The sequence below is a fragment of the Azospirillum brasilense genome, assembly GCF_005222205.1.
Lineage (GTDB): Bacteria > Pseudomonadota > Alphaproteobacteria > Azospirillales > Azospirillaceae > Azospirillum > Azospirillum brasilense_G.
The window spans coordinates 82,036-105,468 of the sequence record NZ_CP032347.1 but is presented as its reverse complement, the minus strand read 5'-3'; the positions used below and the strand labels follow the sequence as shown (position 1 = coordinate 105,468).

Annotated in this window: 6 protein-coding genes; 3 read left to right on the top strand and 3 right to left on the bottom strand. The window is 69.7% G+C overall.

Annotated features, from left to right (window positions below; all coding sequences use genetic code 11):
* Positions 1-21 precede the first annotated feature (21 nt).
* On the top strand, positions 22-1,659 hold the full coding sequence (locus D3869_RS22685) for a lysylphosphatidylglycerol synthase domain-containing protein (RefSeq protein WP_137142106.1): 1,638 nt from the start codon (positions 22-24) through the stop codon (positions 1,657-1,659).
* On the opposite strand, the gene D3869_RS22680 is transcribed toward D3869_RS22685, so the two are convergent.
* Complete coding sequence (locus D3869_RS22680; protein ID WP_137142105.1) at positions 1,634-3,088, bottom strand: TrkH family potassium uptake protein; 1,455 nt, start codon at positions 3,086-3,088, stop codon at positions 1,634-1,636. The two genes, D3869_RS22685 and D3869_RS22680, sit on opposite strands and share 26 nt — an antisense overlap.
* A gap of 332 nt (positions 3,089-3,420) precedes the next feature.
* Here D3869_RS22680 and D3869_RS22675 point away from each other — a divergent pair, with 332 nt between their 5' ends.
* The gene (locus D3869_RS22675; RefSeq protein ID WP_137142104.1) at positions 3,421-3,792 is read left to right on the top strand and encodes a hypothetical protein; all 372 of its coding nucleotides are present in this window, start codon (positions 3,421-3,423) and stop codon (positions 3,790-3,792) included.
* A gap of 161 nt (positions 3,793-3,953) precedes the next feature.
* Positions 3,954-4,676, top strand: a complete 723-nt coding sequence (locus D3869_RS22670) for a hypothetical protein (protein ID WP_137142103.1) — start codon at positions 3,954-3,956, stop codon at positions 4,674-4,676.
* Positions 4,677-4,749: 73 nt separating this feature from the next.
* Here the strand turns inward: D3869_RS22670 and D3869_RS22665 are convergent, their stop codons facing one another.
* Together D3869_RS22665 and D3869_RS22660 are read right to left on the bottom strand one after the other, a co-directional pair.
* On the bottom strand, positions 4,750-5,475 hold the full coding sequence (locus D3869_RS22665; protein ID WP_137142102.1) for a SapC family protein: 726 nt from the start codon (positions 5,473-5,475) through the stop codon (positions 4,750-4,752).
* 47 nt (positions 5,476-5,522) lie between these two features.
* Positions 5,523-23,417 (bottom strand): filamentous hemagglutinin N-terminal domain-containing protein, encoded by a 17,895-nt coding sequence (locus tag D3869_RS22660; RefSeq protein ID WP_137142101.1) that lies wholly within the window; start codon positions 23,415-23,417, stop codon positions 5,523-5,525.
* Between the last annotated feature and the right edge of the window lie 16 nt (positions 23,418-23,433).

The window sequence follows — 23,433 nt, the reverse complement described above, 5'->3', positions numbered from 1 at the left end:
CCCGGAACGATCCTGTCAGCCATGGCCCATACCGAAAGCCCCCCGACCTGGACCCAGCGGCTCCTGCGCTACGGCACGGGGGTGCTGATCCTGGCCCTGCTGGCCGGGGCGCTGGTCATCCTGAACCGCTGGCTGGAGCAGTACAGCGTCGCCGACATCCGGCAGGCGCTGAGCCGCATCACCGGCGTGCAGCTTCTCGCCGCCTCGGCGGCGGCGGCGGTCAGCTACTGGCTGCTGACGCTCTACGACCTGCTGGCCCTGCGCCACCTGCGGCGGCCCCTGCCCTACCGCTGGGTGGCCTTCACCGCCTTCACCAGCTACGCCTTCAGCCACAGCCTGGGCTTCGCCAGCATCATCGGGGCGACCGTGCGCTACCGCCTCTACGCGCCGCACGGGCTGGGCGGGGTGGAGGTGGCGCAGGTGACGCTGTTCGTCGTCACCACCTTCATGCTCGGGCTGGCGACGGTGATGCCGGTGGTCATGCTGATCGACCCCACCGCCCTGAAGGCGCTGCACGTCCCGCCGGGAAGCGCCGTCCTGCTGGGGCTGGCGGCGCTGGCGGTCCTGGCGGCCTACGCGGTGGGCGGCTTCTGGCTGCGCCGGCCGCTGCGGGTGTTCGGACACGCCATCGCCTTTCCCCGCCCATTCATCGCGGTTCGCCAGCTCCTGCTGGGGCTCTGCGACCTGTCATTGGCGGCGCTGGTCCTCTATCTCTGCCTGCCGCCGAGCGACGCGGTGAGCTACGCCGACGTCCTGGTCGCCTTCGGGCTCGCGCTGGTCGCCGGCATCATCAGCCATGTGCCGGGCGGGCTGGGGGTGTTCGATGCCATCGTCCTGGTCAGCCTGACCCCGGCCATGCCCGGCAACGACGTGATGGCGGGGCTTCTGGTCTTCCGGCTGATCTACTATCTGGCGCCGCTGGTGATCGCCGGGCTGATGTTCGGCGGGGTGGAGGCCTTCCAGGCCCGGCGCCGCATCGGCGGCCTGTCGCGGGGCATCTCCGCCGCCGTCAGCCCGGCGGTGCCGCTGGTGCTGGCCGCCTGCATCTTCATCACCGGGGCCTTCCTGCTGTTCTCGCGCGCCACGCCGGAGGAGACGCTGCCCGCCCCCTTCGACGCCACGGCGCTGCCGCTGGTGGAGATGTCGCACTTCACCGGCAGCGTCGCCGGGGTGCTGCTGATTCTGCTGGCCCACGCGGTGCAGCGGCGGCTGCACGCCGCCTGGGTGCTGTCGCTGGTGCTGCTGGCGACCGGCTGCGCCTCCGCCCTGCTGAAGGGCGGCGATTGGCCCGAAGCCATCGTGCCGGGGCTGATCTTCCTGGCCCTGCTGCCCGCCCGCAAGGAATTCCACCGCCGCGGCAACATCCTGCGCAACCCCCTGACGCCGAGCTGGTTCATCGCGACCGGCGTGGCGCTGGCCAGCGCCTTCTGGCTGGGCCTGTTCTCCTACAAGCACATCGCCTTCAGCGACGAGCTGTGGTGGCATTTCACCCTGCACGGCGACGCTTCCCGCTTCCTGCGGGCGTCGGTGGCGGTCGGGGTGATCGCGCTCGGCGCCGCGCTGGTCCATCTGGTGTCGGCGGCCAGCCGCGACCCGCAGGAGCGCGAGCGGGAGGAGAAGCCCCCCGGCCCCCTCACCGCCGCCAGAAGGACGGACTAAGCACGACCAGGATGGTGAAGAACTCCAGCCGCCCCAGCAGCATGCCGGCGGCCAGCGCCCATTTGGCTCCGTCCGGCAATGTGGCAAAATTCCCGGAAGGTCCGATGGTGGGGCCGAGGCCGGGGCCGACGTTGCTGACCGCCGTCGCCGCCCCTGACAGCGCGGACACCACGTCCACCCCAAGGAAGGCCAGGACGAAGGCCAGGACGAACACCGACATCAGATAGACGAAGCCGAAACCCATCACCGAGATCATCACGTCGGCGCTGACCGGCTTGCCGTTGTAGTTGAGCGGGATCACCAGATTGGGGCTGTAGAGGCGGCGCTGGAGCGCGCGCAGAACGATGAACAGGATCTCGAACCGGAAGATTTTCAGCCCGCCCGAGGTCGATCCGGTGCAGCCGCCGACGAAGGTCAGGATGAAGAAAGCCACCGACGCCAACGGGCCCCATCGCTCATAGTCGATGGAGGCGTAGCCCGTGGTGGTGACCACCGAGACGACGCTGAAGGTGGTCACGCGGATGGCGTCGTCCCACGGCATGCCCCGAGTCAGCGTCAGCCAGACCGACAAGCCGAAGGACACCGCCGCGAGGAAGCCGAGGTACCAGCGGATCTGCGTGTCCGCCCAGAAGCTGGCCGCCCGCCCCTGGGCAAGGCTGATGAAACGGACGAAGGGCATACCGCCCAGCACCATGAAGACCACCAGGACCCACTCGATGGCCGGGCTGTTCCAACTCGCGATGGACGCGTCGCGGGTGGAGAAGCCGCCGGTGGACACGGCGGTCATCGCGTGATTGATGGCGTCGAACCACGACATCCCGGCATAGGCGAGCATCACCGCGCAGACGGCGGTCAGGCACAGATAAATCCAGCCCACCGCGATGACGAGGTCGCTGACCCGCGGCGTCACCTTGTCCGACCGGTCGGAGGATTCCGAGCGGAACAGCTGCATGCCGCCGACCTGAAGGAAGGGCAGGATGGCGATGGCCATGCCGATGATGCCGATGCCGCCCAGCCATTGCAGCAATGACCGCCACAGCAGCAGCCCCGGCGCCAGCCCGTCCAGCCCGGAGATCACCGTGGCCCCGGTGGCGGTCAGCGACGACATCGCCTCGAAATAGGCGTCGGCCGCCGACAGGTCGATCTGCGACACCATGAAGGGCACGGCGGCGAAGGCGCAGATGACCACCCAGGACAGGGCGGTCAGCAGGAAGGCCTGCCGGAGGTTGAGCGCGATCCGGTCCATGCGGTTGGCCAGCATGAACTGGACGCCGAAGAACAGCGTCAGGGCGAAGGCGATGGCGAAGACCATCCAGTCCGGATTGCCCGTCGCCAGATCGACGGTCATCGGGAGCAGCATCGCAACGGCCAGGACGCTGAGCAGCGCGCCGATGATGAAGAAGACGGGGCGGGTGTCGAAACCAGTCATGCACGGGCCATAGCCGATCGGAATTGCGGCCTAAACTGTCACGATTGCGCCCGCTCGGCATTGCCGAAGCGCGACGCACGACGATTTTTCCTTCGGATTACCCCGAAGGGCGGATTCAAGCTGGCCTAGCGTTGTCAATTCACCCAGTGAGCACCGCCATACCCCGAAAGATGTCTGGAATCGGGCCGGATGCGCCCCCGCGAAGAGGGGCGCGGGACTGGACGGCGGGGGGCATCCTGTGCACACTCCGCCCCGACGTACGGCTCAAATCGTCGAGCCTTCCCGGATGATCGGGACCCGCGGGGAACTGGAACAGACAATGGACTGGCGGCGTGCTTTCGGACGATGCCCTGATCTTTCTTCAGCATTCGATCAAGACGGTGTGGACCCTGGAGATCCTGCTGATTTTACGGCGTGATGCGGATCGGGCGTGGAATTCGGAGGAACTCATTCGCGAATCACGCGGCAGCACGCTCATCCTCCAGGAAGTCTTGGCGAATCTTCATCAGGCTCGATTGATCGAAACGGACGGGAACCATCGCATCCGCTACCGTAGCGCGACCCCGGCCCTGGAGCGTCTTGTCGGGGAGATCGCCTCCGCGCAGGCGCGGCGCCCGGCGGCGGTCACGAAGGCGCTGCTCTCCGTGTCGTCGGACAAGGTCCAGAATTTCGCCGACGCGTTCCGCGTCGGAAAAAGGACATGAGGGATCAATCACAATTCACCCCGAAGCCCAGTCGGATTTTGCTAAACTCTCGTTCGAAGTAACGGCAATTGTCGCGCCGCCTCATCCGGAAGAGAGGCGAACGGCGGCGATTGGCTTGATCCGCCGACCGAATGGCTTCGATGTCTTGTGGAGTTTCCATTATGCCGTTTCACCGACCGGCCCTGGGGCTGACCCTTGCCGCCCTCGCTCTGGCCGGAACCCTGGCGGGCGCCGCCCAGGCCGCAACCACCGATCGCAGCCCCGCTCCCGCCGCCCCTGCTCCCGCCGCCCAGCCCGCCCAAGCCACCACGCCCAACGCTGCGGCCGAGACGGCCCCCGCCGCCAAGGTCACCGGCTTCCGCTCCGCGCGCTTCGGCATGACCGGTGACGAGGTCGCGAAGGCCATCACCAAGGACTTCAAGATCGAAGGCAAGGACATCCGCCGCGAGACCAACGCGACGGAGCGGACCACCAGCCTGATCGTGAAGGTCGATGACCTGCAGACCGGCGCCGGCCCGGCGGTCGTCGCCTACATCCTCGGCCATTCGACGCAGAAGCTGTTCCAGGTGAACATCCTGTGGGGCGGCGCGGTGAATCCGAAGGTCGACCCGAACGCGCTCGTCGGCGCGGCGAACGCGCTGCGCAACTACTTCGTGGCGCAGGGCTACCGGCAGGAAGGTATGCTGCTCAACGCGCCGGTCGGCGACGGGTCGCAGGTGGTGGTCTTCCGCGGCACCGACAGCCAGGGGCGCATGAGTCTGCTGACCCTCGCGGTCCCGCCGAAGCCTTCGGACGACACCCCCGCCCTGCCGCCTTCGCTCCAGCTCTCCTACATCGAGAAGCCGAACGAGCCGGACGTCTTCAAGATCGAAAAGGGGTTCTGATCGCCGGTCCGCAACGAAAAAGGGCGGCGCCAGGGTGGCGCCGCCCTTTCCGTTTCCGGCAGACTGGACCGGATCAGCCGCGCAGGGCGAGGCGGTCGACCAGACCCGACCAGCTGCTGACCGAGATCAGGTGGGCGTAGACCAGCCCCAGCCAGCCGCGGTCACGCCACTCCACCAGCGTCTCGGCGGGAAGCTGGTTGAAGGCCGCCTCGTCGATCACGTTGAAGCCGGCGAGGCTCAGCCGCTCGCCGTTGTTCAGGGTGATGTCGGCGCGCTTCTCCGACATCAGGCCGGCGGCGGTCACCGCCTCGACGAACTGCGTGGTGTAGGCGCTCTGGGCCTGGACTTCCTTGACGAATTCCAGGGCGTTGTTGGTCAGGGCGGAGGGCTGCCCGTCGACGAAGAAGGGGTTGTCCCGGCCGGGGACGACGGAGTCCGCCGCCTCGTCGATGCACAGGGTGAGCTGGGACTTGTCCTCGCTCTCCAGGAAGATGAACGGGTAGCGGCGGACATAGGCGGGGATGTAGGCCCCCTCCTCCCACGCGCCGTTCGCGTCGACGAACAGGTTCTCCCCGGAGCGCAGGCCGAGCAGCGCCACCGGCTGGGCCGTCGGGCCCTCCGAGAACAGGATCGGGAACTGCTTGCAGGCCGCGGGGAACTCCACCGCCATCAGCGGCACCGAGTTGGTGGCGGCCGCGAAGGCGAAGTTCGGCTCGGTCCGCAGCGACAGATCGGCGTCGCGGGCGGCCACCAGCGGGCGGGGGCTCTTGTAGAACAGGGGCAGGGTCGGGTTGGTCATCGTTCACTATCCAAAGGGTAAAAGTCTGCCGCGGGGAAAGGCGCGCCTCAGCGCTCCTCCTCCTCCTCCGTTTGCTGGTTGCCGGTGACCGACGGCGCGGGGCCGGTGGTCAGAACCTCCGGCTGCGCGCCGGCGCGGGTGGTGGACGGGGTGGTTCCGGCGCCGGTGGTCAGGACCTCCGGCTGGGTCCCCGCACCGGTCAGGGTCGGGGCCGTGCCGGCCAGGGTGAGAACCTGCGGCGCGGCGTAGGCAGCCAAGGCGTCCGGCGTGAGGCCGGCGCGGGTCACCGTGCCGGTGAACAGGCTGGTGACGCCGGGGGTGCTGGGAACCGGGACCACCACCACCACGGTGGCGGCGACCCGGCTGACCTGCTCCGTCGGACCCCAGGGGGTGTTGTTGATGAAGTACGGGGCGGCCCGCAGCGGGCTGTCGATCGCGCTGGCAGCCAGAGCGTCCGTCTTGCCGGCCACGGTGCCGAACATCCGGGCGGACCCGGCCTTGGGGACGGTCAGGCTCAGCACGTCGATCTTCTGCAAGGCGGTCCCGGTCTCCTGTCCGATGAGCAGCGCCCCGCCGTCGGACGCCATGGTCAGCATGGTGGCCTTGCCCTGGAGCCCCGCCATGGTGATGGGGCCGCCCGCCGCGATGGACGCCTGGCCGTCCGGCAGGGACGCCACGGCGCCCAGCGTGATCGGGCCGGTCTTGGCCGTAATGCTGGCCGGCAAAACAATGCCCGATCCACCGGATTGGGTAAAGCCTCCCTCCGTGACAACCGTGGCATCGCGACCAAAGGTCACCGCCCCCGCCGCGTCCGTCGTGACCAGGGCCAGCGAGCCCGCGCTGTTCACCGCCGCGCCGAAGGTGAAGCCGGCGCCGGTCAGGCGGAGGCCGTCCGTCCCGGTAGCGGTCAACGCCTTGGCGAAGCGGCTCTCCCCACCCGTCGTCTGGGTCAGCGAGCGCACGGTCACCGCGCCGTCGTAGAAGACGCCGCCCGAGGTGCGCACCGTGACGTCGCCCATCAGGCCCGACGCGCCGATGTCGCCCGCCGCCCGGATGGACGCCCCGTTCAGCGACAGCGCCGAACGGTTGGCGCTGTCGACGGCCCCGCCGAACACGAGGTCGCCGCCGGTGCTGGTCAGCGCGCTGGCGCCGGCCACCGTCAGGGCGCCGCCGAAGCGCTGCGCCCCGGTGGCGGTGACGGTGGCGCCGTCCAGGCGGGTACCACCGCTGACGGCGATCTGCCGCAGGGCGCCGGTTTCGCCGAAGACCCCGGCCAGGACGGCGTCGCCGTTGACCGTCAGTCCCTGCACCCCGGCGTTGGCGGCGTTGCCGCCGTTCCGCAGGGAGACGGTTCCGCCCGTCAGGACGGTGTCGCTCCCCAGCGTCACCGCGCCCTCGTAGCTCTGCTCCGCCACGGTGGTCACCGCGCCGCCGTTGAGGGCGGCGGTGCCGGTCACCGACAGGCGGCTCAGCGCCTGGGCGCCGCCGATCGCGCCGTTGACGACGGCGTCGCCGGCGATGGTCAGCCCCTGCCCGCCGCGGGTGGCGGCGTCAAGCCCACCGGCCAGCACGACCGTGCTGCCGGTCAGGCGGGTGTCGGCACCGAGCACGGCGCGCTCGCCGTAGGTCTGAACCCCGGTGGTGTCGACGGAGCCGCCGTCCAGGGCCAGCGTGCCCGCCGCGTCGGTGACGACCGAGGCCGCGCGGACCGACTGGGCGAAGCGGGTCTGGCCGGCGCTGTTCACCGTCAGGGCGCCCAGCCGCTCCGTTCCGCCGACCGTACCGGCGAACACGGCGTCGCCGGTCCCGCTGGTGACGGTCAGCGCCTGACCGCCGTCCAGCGTCCCGGCGACGGTGATGCCGGTGCCGGTCAGGGTCGACCCGGTGCCGGCCAGACGGACGGCGCCGCCGTAGGTCTGCGCCCCGCTGGTGACCGCCGTGGCGCCGGTCATCAGCGTCTCGCCGCCGACCGTCAGCGCGGCCAGAGCCTGCCGGGTGCCGAGGGTGCCGGCGAGCGCCGCGTTGCCGGCGATGGTCAGGCCCTGACGGCCCGCTTCCGCCGCGTCGATGCCGCCGGACAGCGACACCTGGGTGCCGGTCAGGACCGTGTCGGCCCCCAGCGTCACCGCGTCGGCGTAGCTCTGCGCCCCGGTGGTGTCCACGCTGCCGCCGTTCAGGATGGTGATCCCGGTGGGGTCGGTGGCCAGCGAGGCCGCCTTGACCGCGCCGGCGACGGTGGTGGTGCCGCCGCCGTTGATCGTCAGCGCCCCCAGACGGCTGGTGCCGCCGACCGCGCCGCCGAGCAGGATGTCGCCGGTGCCGCTGGTCAGCGTCAGCGCCCGCCCGCCGTCGAGGGTGGACGCCAGGACGATGCCGCCGGTCCCGGTGATCCGGCTGTCGCCGCCCAGCGTCACCGCCTCAGCCGCCGTGAAGACCGTGCCGGCCTGATAGGCGCCGTCCAGGGTCACCGCGTCGTTGTAGGTCTGGGCGCCGCTGGTCGTCACCGACGTGAGGCTGGTGGTGCCATCGGCGTCGGTGGTCAGGCTGGCGAGCGCCGTCGTGCCGCCCACCGCCGCGTTGAACCGGGTGGCGCCGCTGCTGTTGACCGTCAGCGCCTGGGCGCCGTTCACCGTCCCGTTGAAGGTCGCCGCGCCGTTGCCGGCGTCGACCGTGACGGCCCCCGCCAGTGTTGCCGGGCCGGCGACGGTGAAGGCGCCGTTGCCGGTGGCGTAGCTGCCCATCAGGCTGGTTTCCCCGCCGTAGCTCTGGTCGCCCGCCGTGGTCACGTTGACGAGGCTGGTGTAGCCCGTGCCGGTGGTCAGGCTGGCCAGCGCCGTCGTGCCGCCCACCGCCGCGTTGAACACCATCGCCCCGGTCGAGGTCGCCGTCAGCGCCTGGGCGCCGTTGACCGTCCCGTTGAAGGTGATCGTGCCGTAGCCCGCGTCCACCGTCGTCGCCCCGGCCAGAGTCGTCGCACCGTTGAAGGTGATCGGGCTGTTGACCGAGCTGTAGGTGCCGTTGAGCGTCGTCGCGGCGCCGTGGGTCTGGGCGCCCGTGGTGGTGACGTCCAGGAAGCTGGCCGCGACGCCCGCGTTGGTGGTCAGGCTGGCAAGCGCCGTCGTGCCGCCCACCGCCGCGTTGAACTGTGCCGTGCCCGTCCCGGCGATGGTCAGCGCCTGGGCGCCGTTGACCGTCCCGTTGAAGGTCGCCGCGCCGCTGCCGGCGTCGACCGTGACGGCCCCCGCCAGTGTTGCCGGGCCGGCGACGGTGAAGGCGCCGTTGCCGGTGGCGTAGCTGCCCATCAGGCTGGTTTCCCCGCCGTAGCTCTGGTCGCCCGCCGTGGTCACGTTGACGAGGCTGGAGTAGCCCGTGCCGGTGGTCAGGCTGGCCAGCGCCGTCGTGCCGCCCACCGCCGCGTTGAACACCATCGCCCCGGTCGAGGTCGCCGTCAGCGCCTGGGCGCCGTTGACCGTCCCGTTGAAAGTGATCGTGCCGTAGCCCGCGTCCACCGTCGTCGCCCCGGCCAGAGTCGTCGCACCGTTGAAGGTGATCGGGCTGTTGACCGTGCTGTAGGTGCCGTTGAGCGTCGTGGTGGCGCCGTGGGTCTGGGCGCCCGTGGTGAAGACGTTGAGGAGGCTGACCGTGGCGCCGGCGTTGGTGGTCAGGCTAGCCAGCGCCGTCGTGCCGCCCACCGCCGCGTTGAACTGCGCCGTGCCCGTCCCGGCGATGGTCAGCGACTGGGCGCCGTTCACCAGGCTGTTGAAGGTGGCCGTCCCGGCGTTCACCGTCGTCGCCCCGGCCAGCGTCGCCGCCGCGTTGGTGGTGAAGGTGCCGCCCGTGTAGGTGCCGTCCAGCGTCACCGCGTTGTTGTAGGTCTGCGCGCCGCTGGTCGTCACCGACTTCAGGCTGGCGCTCCCGCTGTCGGTGGTCAGGCTCGCCAGAGCCGTCGTGCCGCCCACCGCGCCGTTGAACGCCGTCGTGCCCTTGTTGTTGACCGCCAGGGCGTAAGCACCGTCCACCGTGCTGCCGAAGAGAATGCCCGACCCGCCATACACCGTCGTTGTCCCGGCCAACGTCGTCGCGCCATTGGCGGAGAAGGCGCCGCCGGCGCTGTAGAGACCGTTCAGGGTGACCGCGTCGTTATAGGTCTGCACGCCCGTGGTGACCACGTTGCGCAGGCTCGTCGTCCCGCCGGCGTCGGTGGTCAGGCTCGCCAGCGCCGTCGTGCCGCCCACCGTGCCGGTGAACTGCGTGGCGCCCTTGCTGTTGACCGCCAGGGCGTGGGCGCCGTCCACCGTGCCGGCGAACAGAACCGCCGACCCGCCGTTGACCGTCGTGTCGCCGGCCAGCGTTGCCGCACCGCTGGCGGTGAAGGCGCCACCGCTGGTGTAGGTGCCGTTCAGCGTCACCGCGTCGTTGTAGGTCTGCGCGCCCGTGGTGGTGACGTTGCGCAGGCTGCTCGTGCCGGTGGCGTCGGTGGTCAGGCTGGCGAGCGCCGTCATGCCGCCCACCGCGCCGGTAAACTGGGTGGAGGCCTTGCTGTTGATGACCAGGGCCTGGGCACCGTCCACCGTCCCGGCGAACAGCACACTCGTCCCGCCGTTCACCGTCGTGCCGCCAGCCAGAGTCGCCGCACCGTTGGCGATGAAGGCACCGCCGGTGGTGTAGGTGCCGTTCAGCGTCACCGCATCGTTGTAGGTCTGCGCGCCCGTCGTCGTGACGTTGCGCAGGCTGGTGGTACCGGTGGCGTCGGTGGTCAGGCTCGCCAGAGCCGTCGTGCCGCCCACCGTGCCGGTGAACTGGGTCGTGCCCTTGTTGTTCACCGCCAGGGCATGGGCGCCGTTCACCGTGCCGGCGAACAGCACACTCGTCCCGCCGGTGACCGTGGTGTCGCCGGCCAGGATCACCGCACCGTTGGCGGTGAAGGCACCGCCGCTGGTGTAGGTGCCGTTCAGCGTCGTGGCGGCACCGTGGGTCTGGGCGCCCGTGGTGGTGACGTCCAGGAGGCCGACCGTGGCCCCCGTGTTGGTGGTCAGGCTGGCGAGCGCCGTCGTGCCGCCCACCGCCGCGTTGAACTGCGCCGTGCCCGTCCCGGCGATGGTCAGCGCCTGGGCGCCGTTCACCATCCCGTTGAAGGTCGCCGTCCCGGCGTTCACCGTCGTCGCCCCGGCCAGCGTCGCCGCCGCGTTGGTCGTGACCGTGCCGCCGGTGTAGGTGCCGTCCAGCGTCACCGCGTCGCTGTAGGTCTGGGCGCCGGTGGTCGTCACCGACTTCAGGCTGCTGGTGCCGGTGGCGTCGGTGGTCAGGCTCGCCAGAGCCGTCGTGCCGCCCACCGTGCCACTGAACGTCGTCGCGCCCTTGTTGTTGACCGCCAGGGCGTGGGCACCGTCCACCGTGCCGGCGAACAGAACCGCCGCACCGCCGTTGACCGTGGTGTCGCCGGCCAGCGTCGCCGCACCGTTGGCGGTGAAGGCGCCACCGCTGGTGTAGGTCCCGTTCAGCGTCACCGCGTCGTTGTAGGTCTGGGCACCCGTGGTGACCACGTTGCGCAGGCTCGTCGTGCCGCCGGCATCGGTGGTGAGGCTGGCAAGCGCCGTCGTGCCGCCCACCGCGCCGGTGAACTGCGTGGCAGCCTTGCTGTTGATGACCAGGGCCTGGGCGCCGTCCACCGTGCCGGCGAACAGAACCGCACCGCCGTTCACCGTCGTCGCCCCGGCCAGCGTGGTCGCCGCGTTGGCGGTGAAGGCGCCGCTGCCGGTGCTGTAGGTGCCGTCGAGCGTCACCGCGTCGTTGTAGGTCTGCGCGCCGGTGGTCGTCACCGATTTCACGCTGCTGGTGCCGCCCGCGTTGGTGGTCAGGCTGGCGAGCGCCGTCGTGCCGCCCACCGCGCCGTTGAACTGCGCCATGCCCTGGTTGTTGACCGTCAGGGCATAGGCGCCGTCCACGGTGTTCATGAACACGACGCTCGACGTGCCGTCCACCGTCGTGTTGCCGGCCAGCGTCACCGCGCCGATGGCCGCAAAGACCGCACCGGTGGTGTAGGTGCCGGCCAGCGTCACCGTGCCGCTGTAGATCTGGGCGCCGGTGGTCGTCACCGATTTCACGCTGGCCGTCCCGCCGGCGTCGATGGTCAGGCTCGACAGCGCCGTCGTGCCGCCCACCGCGCCGGTGAACTGGGTCGCGCCGCTGCTGGTGATCACGAGCGAGTTGGCCCCGTTCACCGTGCCGCTGAACAGCACGTTTCCGCTGCCGGTGCTCACCGTGGTGTTGCCCGCCAGCGTCGTCGCGCCGATCGCCATGAAGGCGCCGTTGGTGGTGGTGTAGGTGCCCTGGAGGCTGGTCGCGCCGTTGTAGGTCTGTCCGCCCGTCGTCGTCACGTCGCGCAGGCTGATGGTTCCCGCGGTGGCCGACAGATAGGCCAGGTTGCTGGCCGCGCCGCCCAGCGTCACACCGCCCTGCGCCGCGTTCAGGGTCGCCCCGAACCCGCCGCCGTTCAGCGTGCCGCTCACCGACAGGTCGCCACCGGTCGCGATCACCGTGCGGTTGAAGCCCGCCACGCTCAGGTTCCCGGTGACGGTCACCGACTTGCCGGACAGCGCGCCGCCAAGGGTGGTGTCGCCGGTATAGGTCTGCGCGCCCGTGCTGGTGACGTTGGCCAGGGCGATGGTGGCGGCCTGCATCGTCACGCTCGCCCGTGTGGCGTCCGAACCGGTGCTGCTCACCGCCTTGGTCAGGGAAATCGCACCGCCCGTGGAGACGAGGGAGATGTTTCCGCTGCCGCCGGCGATGATGCCGATGGTGGCGTTGTCGTTGCTGATGGCGCCGCTGGCGGTGACCGAGATATCGCCGTTGGTCGTGGAAAGATTGCCCAGGGTGAAGCTGGTGCCGGACAGGTAGATGCCGCCCGTCCCGGTCACCATCGCAGAGGTGTTGGCGATGGTGGTGGTGAAGGCGGCGCTGCTGCTCCCGATCCCGTTTCCGGAAAGCAGGGTCAGCTTGCCGCCGGTCAGGCTCGTGCCGTTGCCGGTCAGCAGGCTGCCGGCGGCCGCCGACAGGTTGATCGTGCCGGTCGTCCCCGCGTTGATCGTGCCGACCGACAGGTCGCCCGACACCACGGTCAGGTTGACCGTGCCGACGCCGGTGACCGAGGTAGCCGTCATGCCGGTGCTGCTCACGGCGAAGAGGGTGCCGTTGGCGCTGAGGGTCGCCGACGTCAGCGTTCCGGTGTTGTTGACGCTCAGGCTCTTGCCGGCGCCGGTCAGGCTGGCGTCGATGCTGCCGACCGTGGTGTTGAGGGTGGTGTTGCCGCCGTTGGAGCCGCTGGCGAAGATCAGCGAGCCCGCGGTGATCGACAGCGACCGCGGCGAACCGCCCGCGGCCACCACGTCGGTGGCGCCCTTCAGCGTCAGCGCGCCCGCGCCGAGGTTGATCGCAGCGGTCGGCAGGGTCAGCACCCCGCCGGACTGCAGCAGCAGGTTGCCGCTGGTCATCGACAGGCCGGCGCTGGCGTTCAGGTTGCCCGCGGTGCGGATGTAGGCGGAGCCGCCCGACCCGAGGGTGATGAGGTTGTTGCCCAGCGTCAGCGCGGCGCTGTTGATGTTGTCGACCGAGATGACCGGCGTGGAGCCGGTGGCGGTCAGGCCGGTCAGGCTGGACACGTTCATCTTGATCGGCGTGCCGGCGCCGGTGGCGGCGTCGGTCACCGTGCCGATGCTGCCGCCGTTGGCGGTCAGGCTGGCCGAATGGCCGGTCACATGGGTGCCGTTGCCGCTGCCCAGGATGGAGCCGGCGGCGGTCAGCGCGACCGCTCCGCTGGTGCTGTTGGCCGACACCGCCTGGACCGTCATCGTGCCGGCCGACGCGATGGTGACCGAGCCGCTGGAAGCGGTGGCCGAAGCGACGGTGACACCGGCGGCGGTGTCGTCGGTCACATAGACGCTGCCGTTGGCGCTCGCCAGGGTCAGGCTGCCGGTGGTGGTCTGGACCGAACGGCTGGAGGTACCGATGCCCTTCCCGCCGGTCAGCGAGACCGAGCCGCCGACGATCCGCGTCTCGGCGAGGCCGTCGTCATACACCCCGCCCCCGCTGGAGCTGAGGGTGACCGCCCCGCTGCCGGCGTTGAGGCTGCCGGCGATGATGTCGGCGTCCACCGCGGTGGAGGAGATGGCGATCGCCCCGCCGCCGGTGCTGGCGCTGACCACCTGGAGGCGGTCGCCGGCCAGCACGTCGATCTTGCCGCCGGTCGTCGCGGCGTAGGCCAGCGCGGTGGCGCCGGTCGTGCTCAGATAGATGTCGCCCGACCCGCCGTTCACCTGCACCTGGGCGCCGCCCACGCCGACGCGGGCGGAGGAGGTGCCGATGCCGCCGGCGCCGTTCAGCGCGACGGTCTTGCCGGTGACCGCGGAGCCGCCGTTGGCGGCCAGGATCTTGCCGCCGTTGCCGGTGGCGCTCAGCGTGACCGCGCCGTTGTTGGCGCCGGCCGTCACCGTCCCGGCGGTGATCGAGCCGCCGGTCGAGGTCACGGTGATGCTGTTGCCCGCCGCGTCGGTGGCGATGGCGACGTTGGTCAGGGTGATGTTGCCGCTGCCTGTCACCACCACCGGGCCGTTGTTGACGGCGGCGCTCAGCCCACCCGTCAGCGATCCGGCGATGTCCAGATAGAGGCCGCCCGCGCCCGTGACGTTGGTGGTCAACGCTCCGGTGCTGGACGTCGTGACCTTGAACGCCGAGTCCGCCGTGCCGATGCCGGCCCCCGCCGTCAGCGTGGCGCTGCCGGTGCCGAGGCTCAGGCTGGAGCCGCCGTTGAGGATCCGCCCGGCCGTCGCCGTCAGGGTCAGCGCCTTGCTGCTGTCGTAGGAGAGGTTGGAGACGGTCAGGTCGCCGGCCGCCGCGATCACCGTCAGGGCGCCGCCCGTGGTGATGGAGCTGAGGTTCAGCCCCGCCGCGTTCTTCACGAACAGGCCGCCGGTGCCGCTGCTGGCGGTCAGGCTGGACACGTTCATGCCCAGCGCCGTGGCGTTGCTGCCGATGGCGCTGCTGTTGCCCTGCTCGTTGGTCTTCTTCTGGGCGTCGAGCTTCAGGGAGCCCGCGGTGATGGTGGAGCTGTTGTTCACCGCCGTGATGTTGCCGGCGGTCGCGCTGTCGCCCGTCGCCGTCAGGCTGACCGTGCTGGATGCCCCGGTGTTCACCGTACCGATGGCGATGGCCCCCGGCGCCTTGAAGGTGAAGTCCAGGCCGGTGCTGTCGGTCAGCGTGGTGAAGGTGGTGGTGCCGCCGCTGTCCGTGACGTTCCAGACCAGGTTGGTCGCCGTCAGGCTCATCGTGCCGGAGGTGGCGGTTCCGGTGGACGGCGTGCGGTCGATGGTCAGCTTGGCGAGGTCGAGCGTGTCGGCAATGTTGAAGGTGCCGGGCGTCTTGATCGTCAGGTCGGTCGTCGCGACGTTCAGCGTGGAGCCCGTGTCGGCGATGCCGCCCATGATCGCGGACAGCTCGACGCTGCCGCCGGTCACCAGATTGCCGCTGTTGGCGCGGATGTTGCCATCGTTGCTGGTCAGCGTCACCGACCCGGTCGTGGTGATGGTGCCGGCGGTCAGGAGGCCGGCCCCCGAGGAGCCGGTCGACAGCTTGATCGCACCGCCACCGGTGCTCACCACCGACTGGGCGATCAGGCTCTTGCTCTCCGACACCGCGATGCTGCCGGCGGCGCTCGCGGTCAGCGTGGTGCTGGTGGAGTTGGCCTGCGTCGAGATGGCGGTCACGTTGCCGATGGACCCGGTTGCCGTCAGGTTCACCAGATTGCTGCCGCTGATCGTGCCGCTGAGGATCGAGCCGCCCTGGTTGTTGATGTATGCGTTCGCGCCGTACATCGAGATCGAGCCGAGCGCGATGTCGCCGGTGGAATTGTTCAGGGTCAGTGCACCGGCCAGGCTCATGGAGTCGATGACCGTCGAGCCGTGCAGGTTGATCACGGCGCCGTTGTTGGCGTTCACCGTCAGGTTGCCGGTGGTGATGCTGATGAATTCACCCCCGTTCGCACCGACCACGTTGGAGGAGGACGTCAGGCTCGCGACGCCGGCGTTGATCTTGAGAACCGAGTGGCCGTTCCCGACGATGCCGGGATCGGCGATCAGGGCGATCGTGCCGGTCTTGCCGACGTCAAGGCCGCCGACGACCAGCTTGCGGTGGCTGTCGAAGGTGAAGCGCACGCCGCTGGCGTCGGTCAGCGAGGCCAGCACCGCCTGGGTGCTGCTCTCCATGCCGCTCAGCGCGATGGCCGCGCCCGCCGTGTTCACCGAGGTCAGATTGTAGGTGCGGTCGTTGATGGTCGACAAGGCGCTCTTGATCTTGAGCGTGCCGATGCGGGTGTCGGATTCGACGTAGAGGTCGCCCTTCACGTTGAAGGTCGCGGACGACGCCGACAGACGGATCTTGTTGCTGGAGGAGCCGATGGCACCGCCGCTGCTCAGGGTCGCGGTGCCCGCGGTGATGCGGTTGGCCGGATTGCCCGCGTTCGCCGACGCGGCGCCCGTGATGGCGCCTGCGCTGGTCAGATCAACGGTGCCCCAGTTCTGCACGTTGAGCGTGCCGATGGACAGCGCGTGCTGGGTGTCCAGCTTGAAGGCGAGACCGGTGGCGTCCGTCAGATTGGACAGCGTCGTGGTGGTGCCGTCGTCCGTCATGGTGAAGACGAGCTGCGGCGCGGTGATCTGGTAGGTGCCCGCGCCGGTCGTCCGCGAGCTGGTCAGCGACAGCGCGGTCAGGTCCTTGCCGTTGTCCACGAAGGCGTTTGTCGCCGTGGTCAGAACCAGCGTGTCGGCCATCGTCGCGATGTGGTTGGACGACGATCCCGCCTGACCGATGCCGCCGGTCGCGGTGAGGGTGACCGTGCCGGCGGTCACCATCGAACTGCCGTTGCTGAGGATGTCCTTGCTGGTGCCGGTGGTCTCGATGGTCACATTGCGGGCGAGGCCGCCGTTGATCGTCCCGAGCGCGACGCTGTTGTCGCTCTTGAACGAGAAGTCGAGGCCGCTCGCGTCCACGACGCTGCCGAGGGTGTACTGGCTGCCGGTGTTGCTGTCGGTCAGCGCGAAGGTCAGCGCCTCCGAGCGGATGTCGTAGACATTCTGCGCGCCGGAGGAGGCGTGCCTGACGTCCAGGCTGAGGGCGTGCAGGTCGGCGCCGTTCGTCAGGTAGACGTTGCGCCCGGCGGTCACCTCCAGGGTCCGCGTCTCGGTCAGCAGCGGCGTGCCGGACGCCCCGATGGAGCCTCCTTCGACCGTCAGCGTCACCTTGTCCGCGCTCAGCGGCTTGGTTCCGGTCTGCAGCAGCGACCCGTTGTTGGTCACCTTGATGTCCGCCGAAGAGCCGGCCTTCACATCCTTCAGCGTCAGGGTGCCGGTGTTGCTGAGCGCCAGCGATCCCGTCAGATTGGCCGACAGGGTGCCGACCTGGGTGGTGAAGTAGGAACCGCTGCCGTTGGTATGGCCGACGCTGGTCGCCTTCAGCGTCAGGCTGCCCGCGGTGATCGCGGCGCCGCTGCTGTTCGAGGCGTTGATGGCGGACGTGCCGGAATTGGCGGTCAGATCGACAGTGCCGCTGTTCCCGACGTCGATCTTGGCGATCCGCAGGGCCTTGTCGTTGCTGATGTTCAGCTTCAGCCCGCTCTGGGTGACGTTCGTCACCGTCAGACCTTCCTGCAGCGACGAATCGCTGAAGGAGGCGGTCAGGCCGGTCGAGCTGATGGAGTAGGTGTTGCTGCCCCCGCCGGACTTGTTGTGCCGGAAGTCCAGCGTCAGATCGGTCAGGGTCGTGTTGTTGCTGACCGTCACGTTGCCGCCCGACGCGATGGACAGCTTCTGCGTGCTGGTCAGCACCTGGTTGGTGCCGCCGACGTTGCCGTTGCTGCCGGTCGCGGTCAGGGAGACCGAGCCCGCCGTGATCGTGCCCGACCCGTTGATCGATGGGCCGCCGGACGCGCCCGACGCCGACCCGGTGGAGATCAGCGTCACCGAACCGGTGGAGCTGGTGCCGGCGTCGATGGTGCCGGCCACGATGCCGCGATCCACGCTGTAGCGCAGATTCATGCTGCCGTTGCTCGGCGTGGACAGGGCCAGCGTCTGGATGCCGTTGGCCTCCGTCACCGTGAAGCTGCGGTTGGAGCCGAGGGCGTTGAACTGGTAGGTGCCCGCGGCGGTCGACGTCTTGTGCGTGACGGTGACGTCCAGCGCGGTCAGCGCGGCGTTGCTGTTGTTGATATAGAGGTCGCCGTTGCTCACCAGGGTCAGCGACGCGGCGGAGGTCTTCACCGCCCGCGTGCTGGTGCCGATGGAACCGCCGTTGGTGCCGGTGCCGTTGGCCGACAGGGTGACGGAGGACGCCGCGATGGTCCCGCCGCCCGCCATGGTGATCGTCGAGTTCTCCCCGCCGCCGGCGGTGGTCAGGCTGACCGACCCGCCGCCGGCGACGATCTCCGAAACCACGATGTGCTTCTTGCCGGTGAAGCTGAAGTTGCTGTTGCCCGCACCCGTGATGTCGATCGTGTGCGTCGTGCCGCTGTCGGCCAGCGAGTAGATCTGGGACCCGGTGCTGCCGATGGAGAAGGTGCTCGCGGTCGAAGAGTTGGTGGTGCTGTTCGTGCTGGTGATCGCCAGGCTGTTGAAGGCGCGCCCGTTGTTGTCGACGTGGATGTTGCGTCCCGAGGTCACCGACAGGTCGCCGGTGTCGAGGCTGATGGCCCCGTAGAGGGTCGAATCACCGATGGAGGAGGAGGTCCCCGCCTCCAGCGACACCTTGCCGGCGGTGATCTTGCTGCCGTTGCCGGTGTTGGTGACGCCGCTGGACGAGACGATGGCGACGCTGCCGCCCGTTCCGACGTTGACGGTGCCGACCTTGATCGCACGCGACGAATTGAAGGCGAAGTTCAGCGCCGTGCTGCTGGTGACGGTCTGGATCGTGGACTGCGACGAGCTGTCCGACAGGGTGAAGACCTGTCCGTTGACCGTGTTGATCCCGATGGTGCCGCCGGAGTAGGAGCCGCGCGTCAGGGTGAGATCGGTCAGCGCCATCGTGCCGGCGATGCCGATGGACCCGCCCGCTTTGATCGACAGGTTCGCCGTCGCCACATCCAGCGCGTTCACGCTGCCGACGCTGCCGCTGGCGTCCAGGATCACCTTGCCCGCGGAAATGCGGGTGCTGGTGTCGGTGTCGCCCTGGATGCTGCCGCTGCCAACCTTCAGCTCGACGGTGCCGGTGCCGTTGTTGGCGTTGACCGTCCCGACGGTCATCGTGCCGCTGGACTGCGTGACGCTGATGTCGCCGCCCGCCGTCAGGCTGTTCAGCGCGACCGGGTTCCCGCCCGTCAGGCCGAGCCACAGGGAGCCGCCGGCATTGGCGACCAGCGTGCCGCCCCGCACCACAAGGGCGTTGGACGCGGAGCCGATGTCCTTCCCGGCGGTGAGGGTCACCGTGCCGGTGTCGCTGGCGCGCACGCTGGCGCTGTTCGGGTTCAGGATCGACCCGTGGGTCGCCTTTACCGTGATGTCGCTGCTGGCGCTGGACGAGAAATTAGAGCCGAAGGCGATGTCGCCCCAGGTCGCCGTCACCACGATGGGGTTGTTGGCGGCGCTGAAGAAGCTGCTGCCCAGCGTGATCAGGTTCTTCTGGTTGTCGACGCCCGTCGAGGTCGGCAGGGTGATGTAGATTCCGCCGTCCGACGCGCGGGCGTTCAGGACGGGGGTGACGACGTCCAGATACTCGGTGCCCGAGCCGCTGCCGATCGCCTTGCTGGCCTTCAGGTTGACCGACCCGGCCAAGACCAGCGTGGTCTTCGATCCATCATCCAGAATGGAGCCGTTCGTCGTCTCGGCGTTGAAGATGCTGTAGGTCTGGCCGAGCGAAGGCATCCCGTTGTTGGGGAGGACGCCGCTCTTGTCGGTCAGATCGACCCGGCCCAGCCGGATGTCGCGGTCGCCCTTGAAGGAGAAGATCTGGCCGGTGGTGTCGACCAGCGTGCGCAGCAGATAGCCGCTGGTGGCGTCGTCGGTCAGGTCGAAGGCGAAGTTCGGCGCGGTGATCGAGTAGCTGTTCACCACCGTCGTGTCGGCATGCGTGCTGGTGACGGTCAGCTCCGCCATGTCGGACAGGTTGGTGACGTGCAGGTCGCCGCCGGTGGTCAGCACCAGCTTCGTGGCGTTGAGGCCCAGCGGAGCGGAGGCCTCGCCCAGGCTGCCCGCCGCAGCACTCAGCGTCACGGTGTCGGCGTTGATCCGCGTGTTCAGGCTGCCGTCGTCACGGATGCTGCCGGCGGTGGAGGTCAGCGTGACCGTGCCGCCCACCCCAACCGTGGCCAGATCGCCGACGATCAGGTCGATGTCGCTGTTGAAGCTGAGGGTGGACAGCTTCGGGCTGCCGACCGCCTCCAGGATGGTCGCGGTGCCGTTGTCGCCGACCACGAAGTTGAAGTATTCGGAGGTGAGTTCCAGCGCGTTGGCGGTCGTGCCGACATGACGATTGGTGATCGACAGGCCGGTCAGGATCACGCCGCTGTTGTCGACATACAGATCCCCGACGTTGCTCAGCGTCAGCGACCCCGTCGAGGTGCGCAGATGGGTGCCGGAGCTGCCGATGGCGCCGTCCGTGCTCAGGCTGATGATGCCGGCGGACAGCCGGTTGCTGGAGTCCTTGCCCAGGATGGCGCCGCCGGTCGCCGTCACGGCGATCCCGCCGGAATTCGACGCCTTGATCGTTCCCAGCGTGGCGGCACCGCCGGTGACGGTGAGCGAGACCGACGTGCCGGCGGAGGTGATGTTGTCCACGGTCACGGCACCGGTCTGCATGACCGTGACATTGCCCGCGTCGTTGGTGACCGTCAGCCGCTTCGCCGCGGTGTTCACCATCACGGTGGAGGTGTTGCCCCCGGCGGCGAGGGTGACGTTGTCGCCGGTGATCGTGCCGGACAAGCCGGAGATGCTGCCGTTGGCGGTCGTCAGGGTGACGTTGCCGTTGGCCCCGGCATTGACCGTGGTCACCGTGATGTCGGAGACCGTGCCGTTCGCCGTGACGGCGATGCTGCTGGTCCCGTTGGCGCTGGTGATCGTCCCGATGGTGGTGGTGCCGCCGGTGGTGATCGCGACGTCGCCGTTGGTCGAGACGATGGAGCCCAGCACCGCCGAGCCCGACGTCGTCAGGAAGACGCCGCCCACGCCGGACGTGGCGTCGATGTTGTAGGAGCCGGCGGTCAGGGCCGTGCCGCTGGTGCCGATGCTGCCGGCGGCGTTCAGGACCAGGCTGTAGGAGCTGATGGTGGTCGAGGCGTCTGCGTCGTTCAGGATGCTGCCGCCGCTGCTCAAGTTCAGCGCACCGCCGCTGGCCACCGCGCCGACCGTCAGGTTGCCGGTGGCCGCGACGGTGGTAAAGCCGCCGCTGGTCAGGTTGGCCAGGGTCAGCGCGCCGGTGTTCGACAGGTTGATGCCGCCGCTGCCGGCCGTGGCGGTCAAACTGGCGCCAGCCGTGTTCAGCGTCTGCAACGACGTGCCGATGGCGCCGTTGCTGCCCGACGAGCCTTTGGCGGTCAGCGTCAGCGCGCCGCCGGTCAGCAGGCTCGCGCCCGTGCCGGTGATGTTGCCGGCGGTGCTGGTCAGCGCGACGGACCCCGCTCTGGCGTTGACCGTGCCGACCTGGATGTTGCGGTCGCTGCGGAAGGCGAAGCTGTTCAGGCCGCCGGTCTGGCCGACCGTGTCGAGCGCGGTGCCGCCGGCCGAATCGGTGACGGTGAAGGTCAGGCCCGTGGAGGCCAGGAAGAACTGGCTGTCGGCCCCGGCCGTCCGGTGCGTGCTGGTGACCGAAAGGTCGGTCAGCGTCCGGTCGTTGGTGACGAACAGGTTGCCGCCGGTGACCAGGGAGAGCTGGGTGCTGCTGGTCGAAACCGCCGCGCCGCTGGCGCCGATGTCGCCGCCGACGGACAGGGTGACCGGGCCGCCGACGATCCGGCCGGCGTCCAGCGCGCTCAGCGACCCGCTCTGGGCGCTGACGGAGACCGCCCCGGCGCTGCCCGACACCGGCGTGGTGTCGATCAGGTTGGCGAGCTGGACGTTGTTGGTGGCGGTCAGCCGCACCGCGCCGCCGCGGGTCGTCAGCTTCCCGATGTTGGTCAGGCTGCTGGCCATGCCGTTGGCTTCCAGCACGATGTCGCCGCCGTTGGTGCGGATCTCGTAGCTGGCGTCGGTGAAGGCGATGCCGCTGCTGGTCAGCGACCGCAGGGTGAAGCTGTGGCCGGCGATGGTCTGAAGGTCGAGGCTGGTCTCCACCGTGATGAGGCCCGAGGCCTCCAGCACGATGTTCGCGTTGCCGGCGATGCTTTCCAGCACCTGCTTCGACACCGTGTTGACGGCGTCGCCGCTGCCCAGGTTGGGATCGTTGACGCCGATCGTGCCGTCCGCCGCGGCGCCGTCCTGGCTGCCGCCGGCGGAGCTGACGATGCGCAGGCTTTCCGGGTCGAGCAGGAAGGTGCCGGCCGCGCCCTTGGGCGCGGTCAGGTCGACGCTGCCGGTCAGCGAGATGTCCTTGTGGCTGGAGACCTCGGCGAAGCCGCCGTCGCCGCCCTCCGCGCCGCCGCGGGCGGAGATTTTACCGGCGTGCTTTGTGCTTTTCTGCGACAGCACCGTCACGCTGCCGCCCTTGCCGGACTTCACCGCGTCGGCGGACAGGGTGGCGCCGGCCTCGACCGTCACCTTGTCCGACCAGGTGCCGGAGCGGCCCGTCTTGCTGCCGATGGCGACCTCGCCGCCGCCCTTGCTGCCGGAGGCGTCGACGCGGGCGTTCTTCTTCACGGCGATCTCGGCGCCGGTGGCGACGACGGTGCCGCCGGTCTGCCCTTCCCCGCGCCCGCTGGCGTCGACCGTGCCGCCGATGGTGACCTTGCCGGTGTCGCCGCCCGACAGGACGATCTTGCCGTTGGCGCTGCCGACCGAGGTGGCCTTGATGACGCCGTCGGTGTTGATGACGTTGTCGATCACGCCCTTCACGGCGCGCGCCGACAGGGTGACGCTGCCTCCCTCGGCGGCGATCTCGCCGGAATTGACGACCAGCGCCGCGACCGGCTTGCCGTCCGCGTCCTTCGCCACCGTCTTCACGGCGGAGCTGGCGTCGAAGCTGATCAGCCCGTCGCCGTGGAAGTCGAGCGTGAAGGTCTCGGCACCGCCCAACGCGACCTTGCCCAGCTTCGCGCGGATGACGCCGGAGTTGCGGACGTGCGGGGCCACCAGGGCGGCCAGGCCGCTGTCCTTGACGGTGATGTCGCCCTCGTTCACCACCATGGCGTTCGGCTTGGCGGAGGCCTGGTCGAACTGGTACTTGCCCGCCATGAAGTTGGCGTCGGAGATGTTGGCGGTGGTCGCCACCAGCCCGCCGACGTCCACCTTCGCCCCGGCGCCGATCACCACGCCGTTCGGGTTGACCAGCATGACCGTGCCGTTGGCCGACAGGCTGCCCATGATCTTGGACGGGTCGGCGCCGGTGACCCGGTTCAGCGTGACGCTGGAGGCCGAGGGCTGCTGGAAGGTGACCTTCTCACCGGCGTCGATGCTGAAGGACTTCCAGTTGATGATGGCCTTGTCGGTGGATTGCAGGATCTCCATCGACTTCGGGGTCGCCGACTGGATGGTCGCCGCGCCCGCGGTGACGGTGCCCTCCAGCGGGTTGGCATAGGCCGCGCCCGCGAACAGGGTGGACAGCGCCACGCCGATCACGCTGCGCAGCGCCAGCCGCGCGAAGTCGATGCCGCCCTTGGCCTTCGCCGCGCGGCGCTGGCGCCGGGTGCCGCCGCCGCGCTGGGGCGCCTCCGTCGCGGACGACAGCAGCAGCCGCTGGCGCAGCGTCTGGCGGTGGCGGCGCGCGCCGGGAAGCTCGGTGAAGCCGGAGGTGGTGGTGACGTTGCCCTTGCCCATGTCCTGTTTCCCCCGG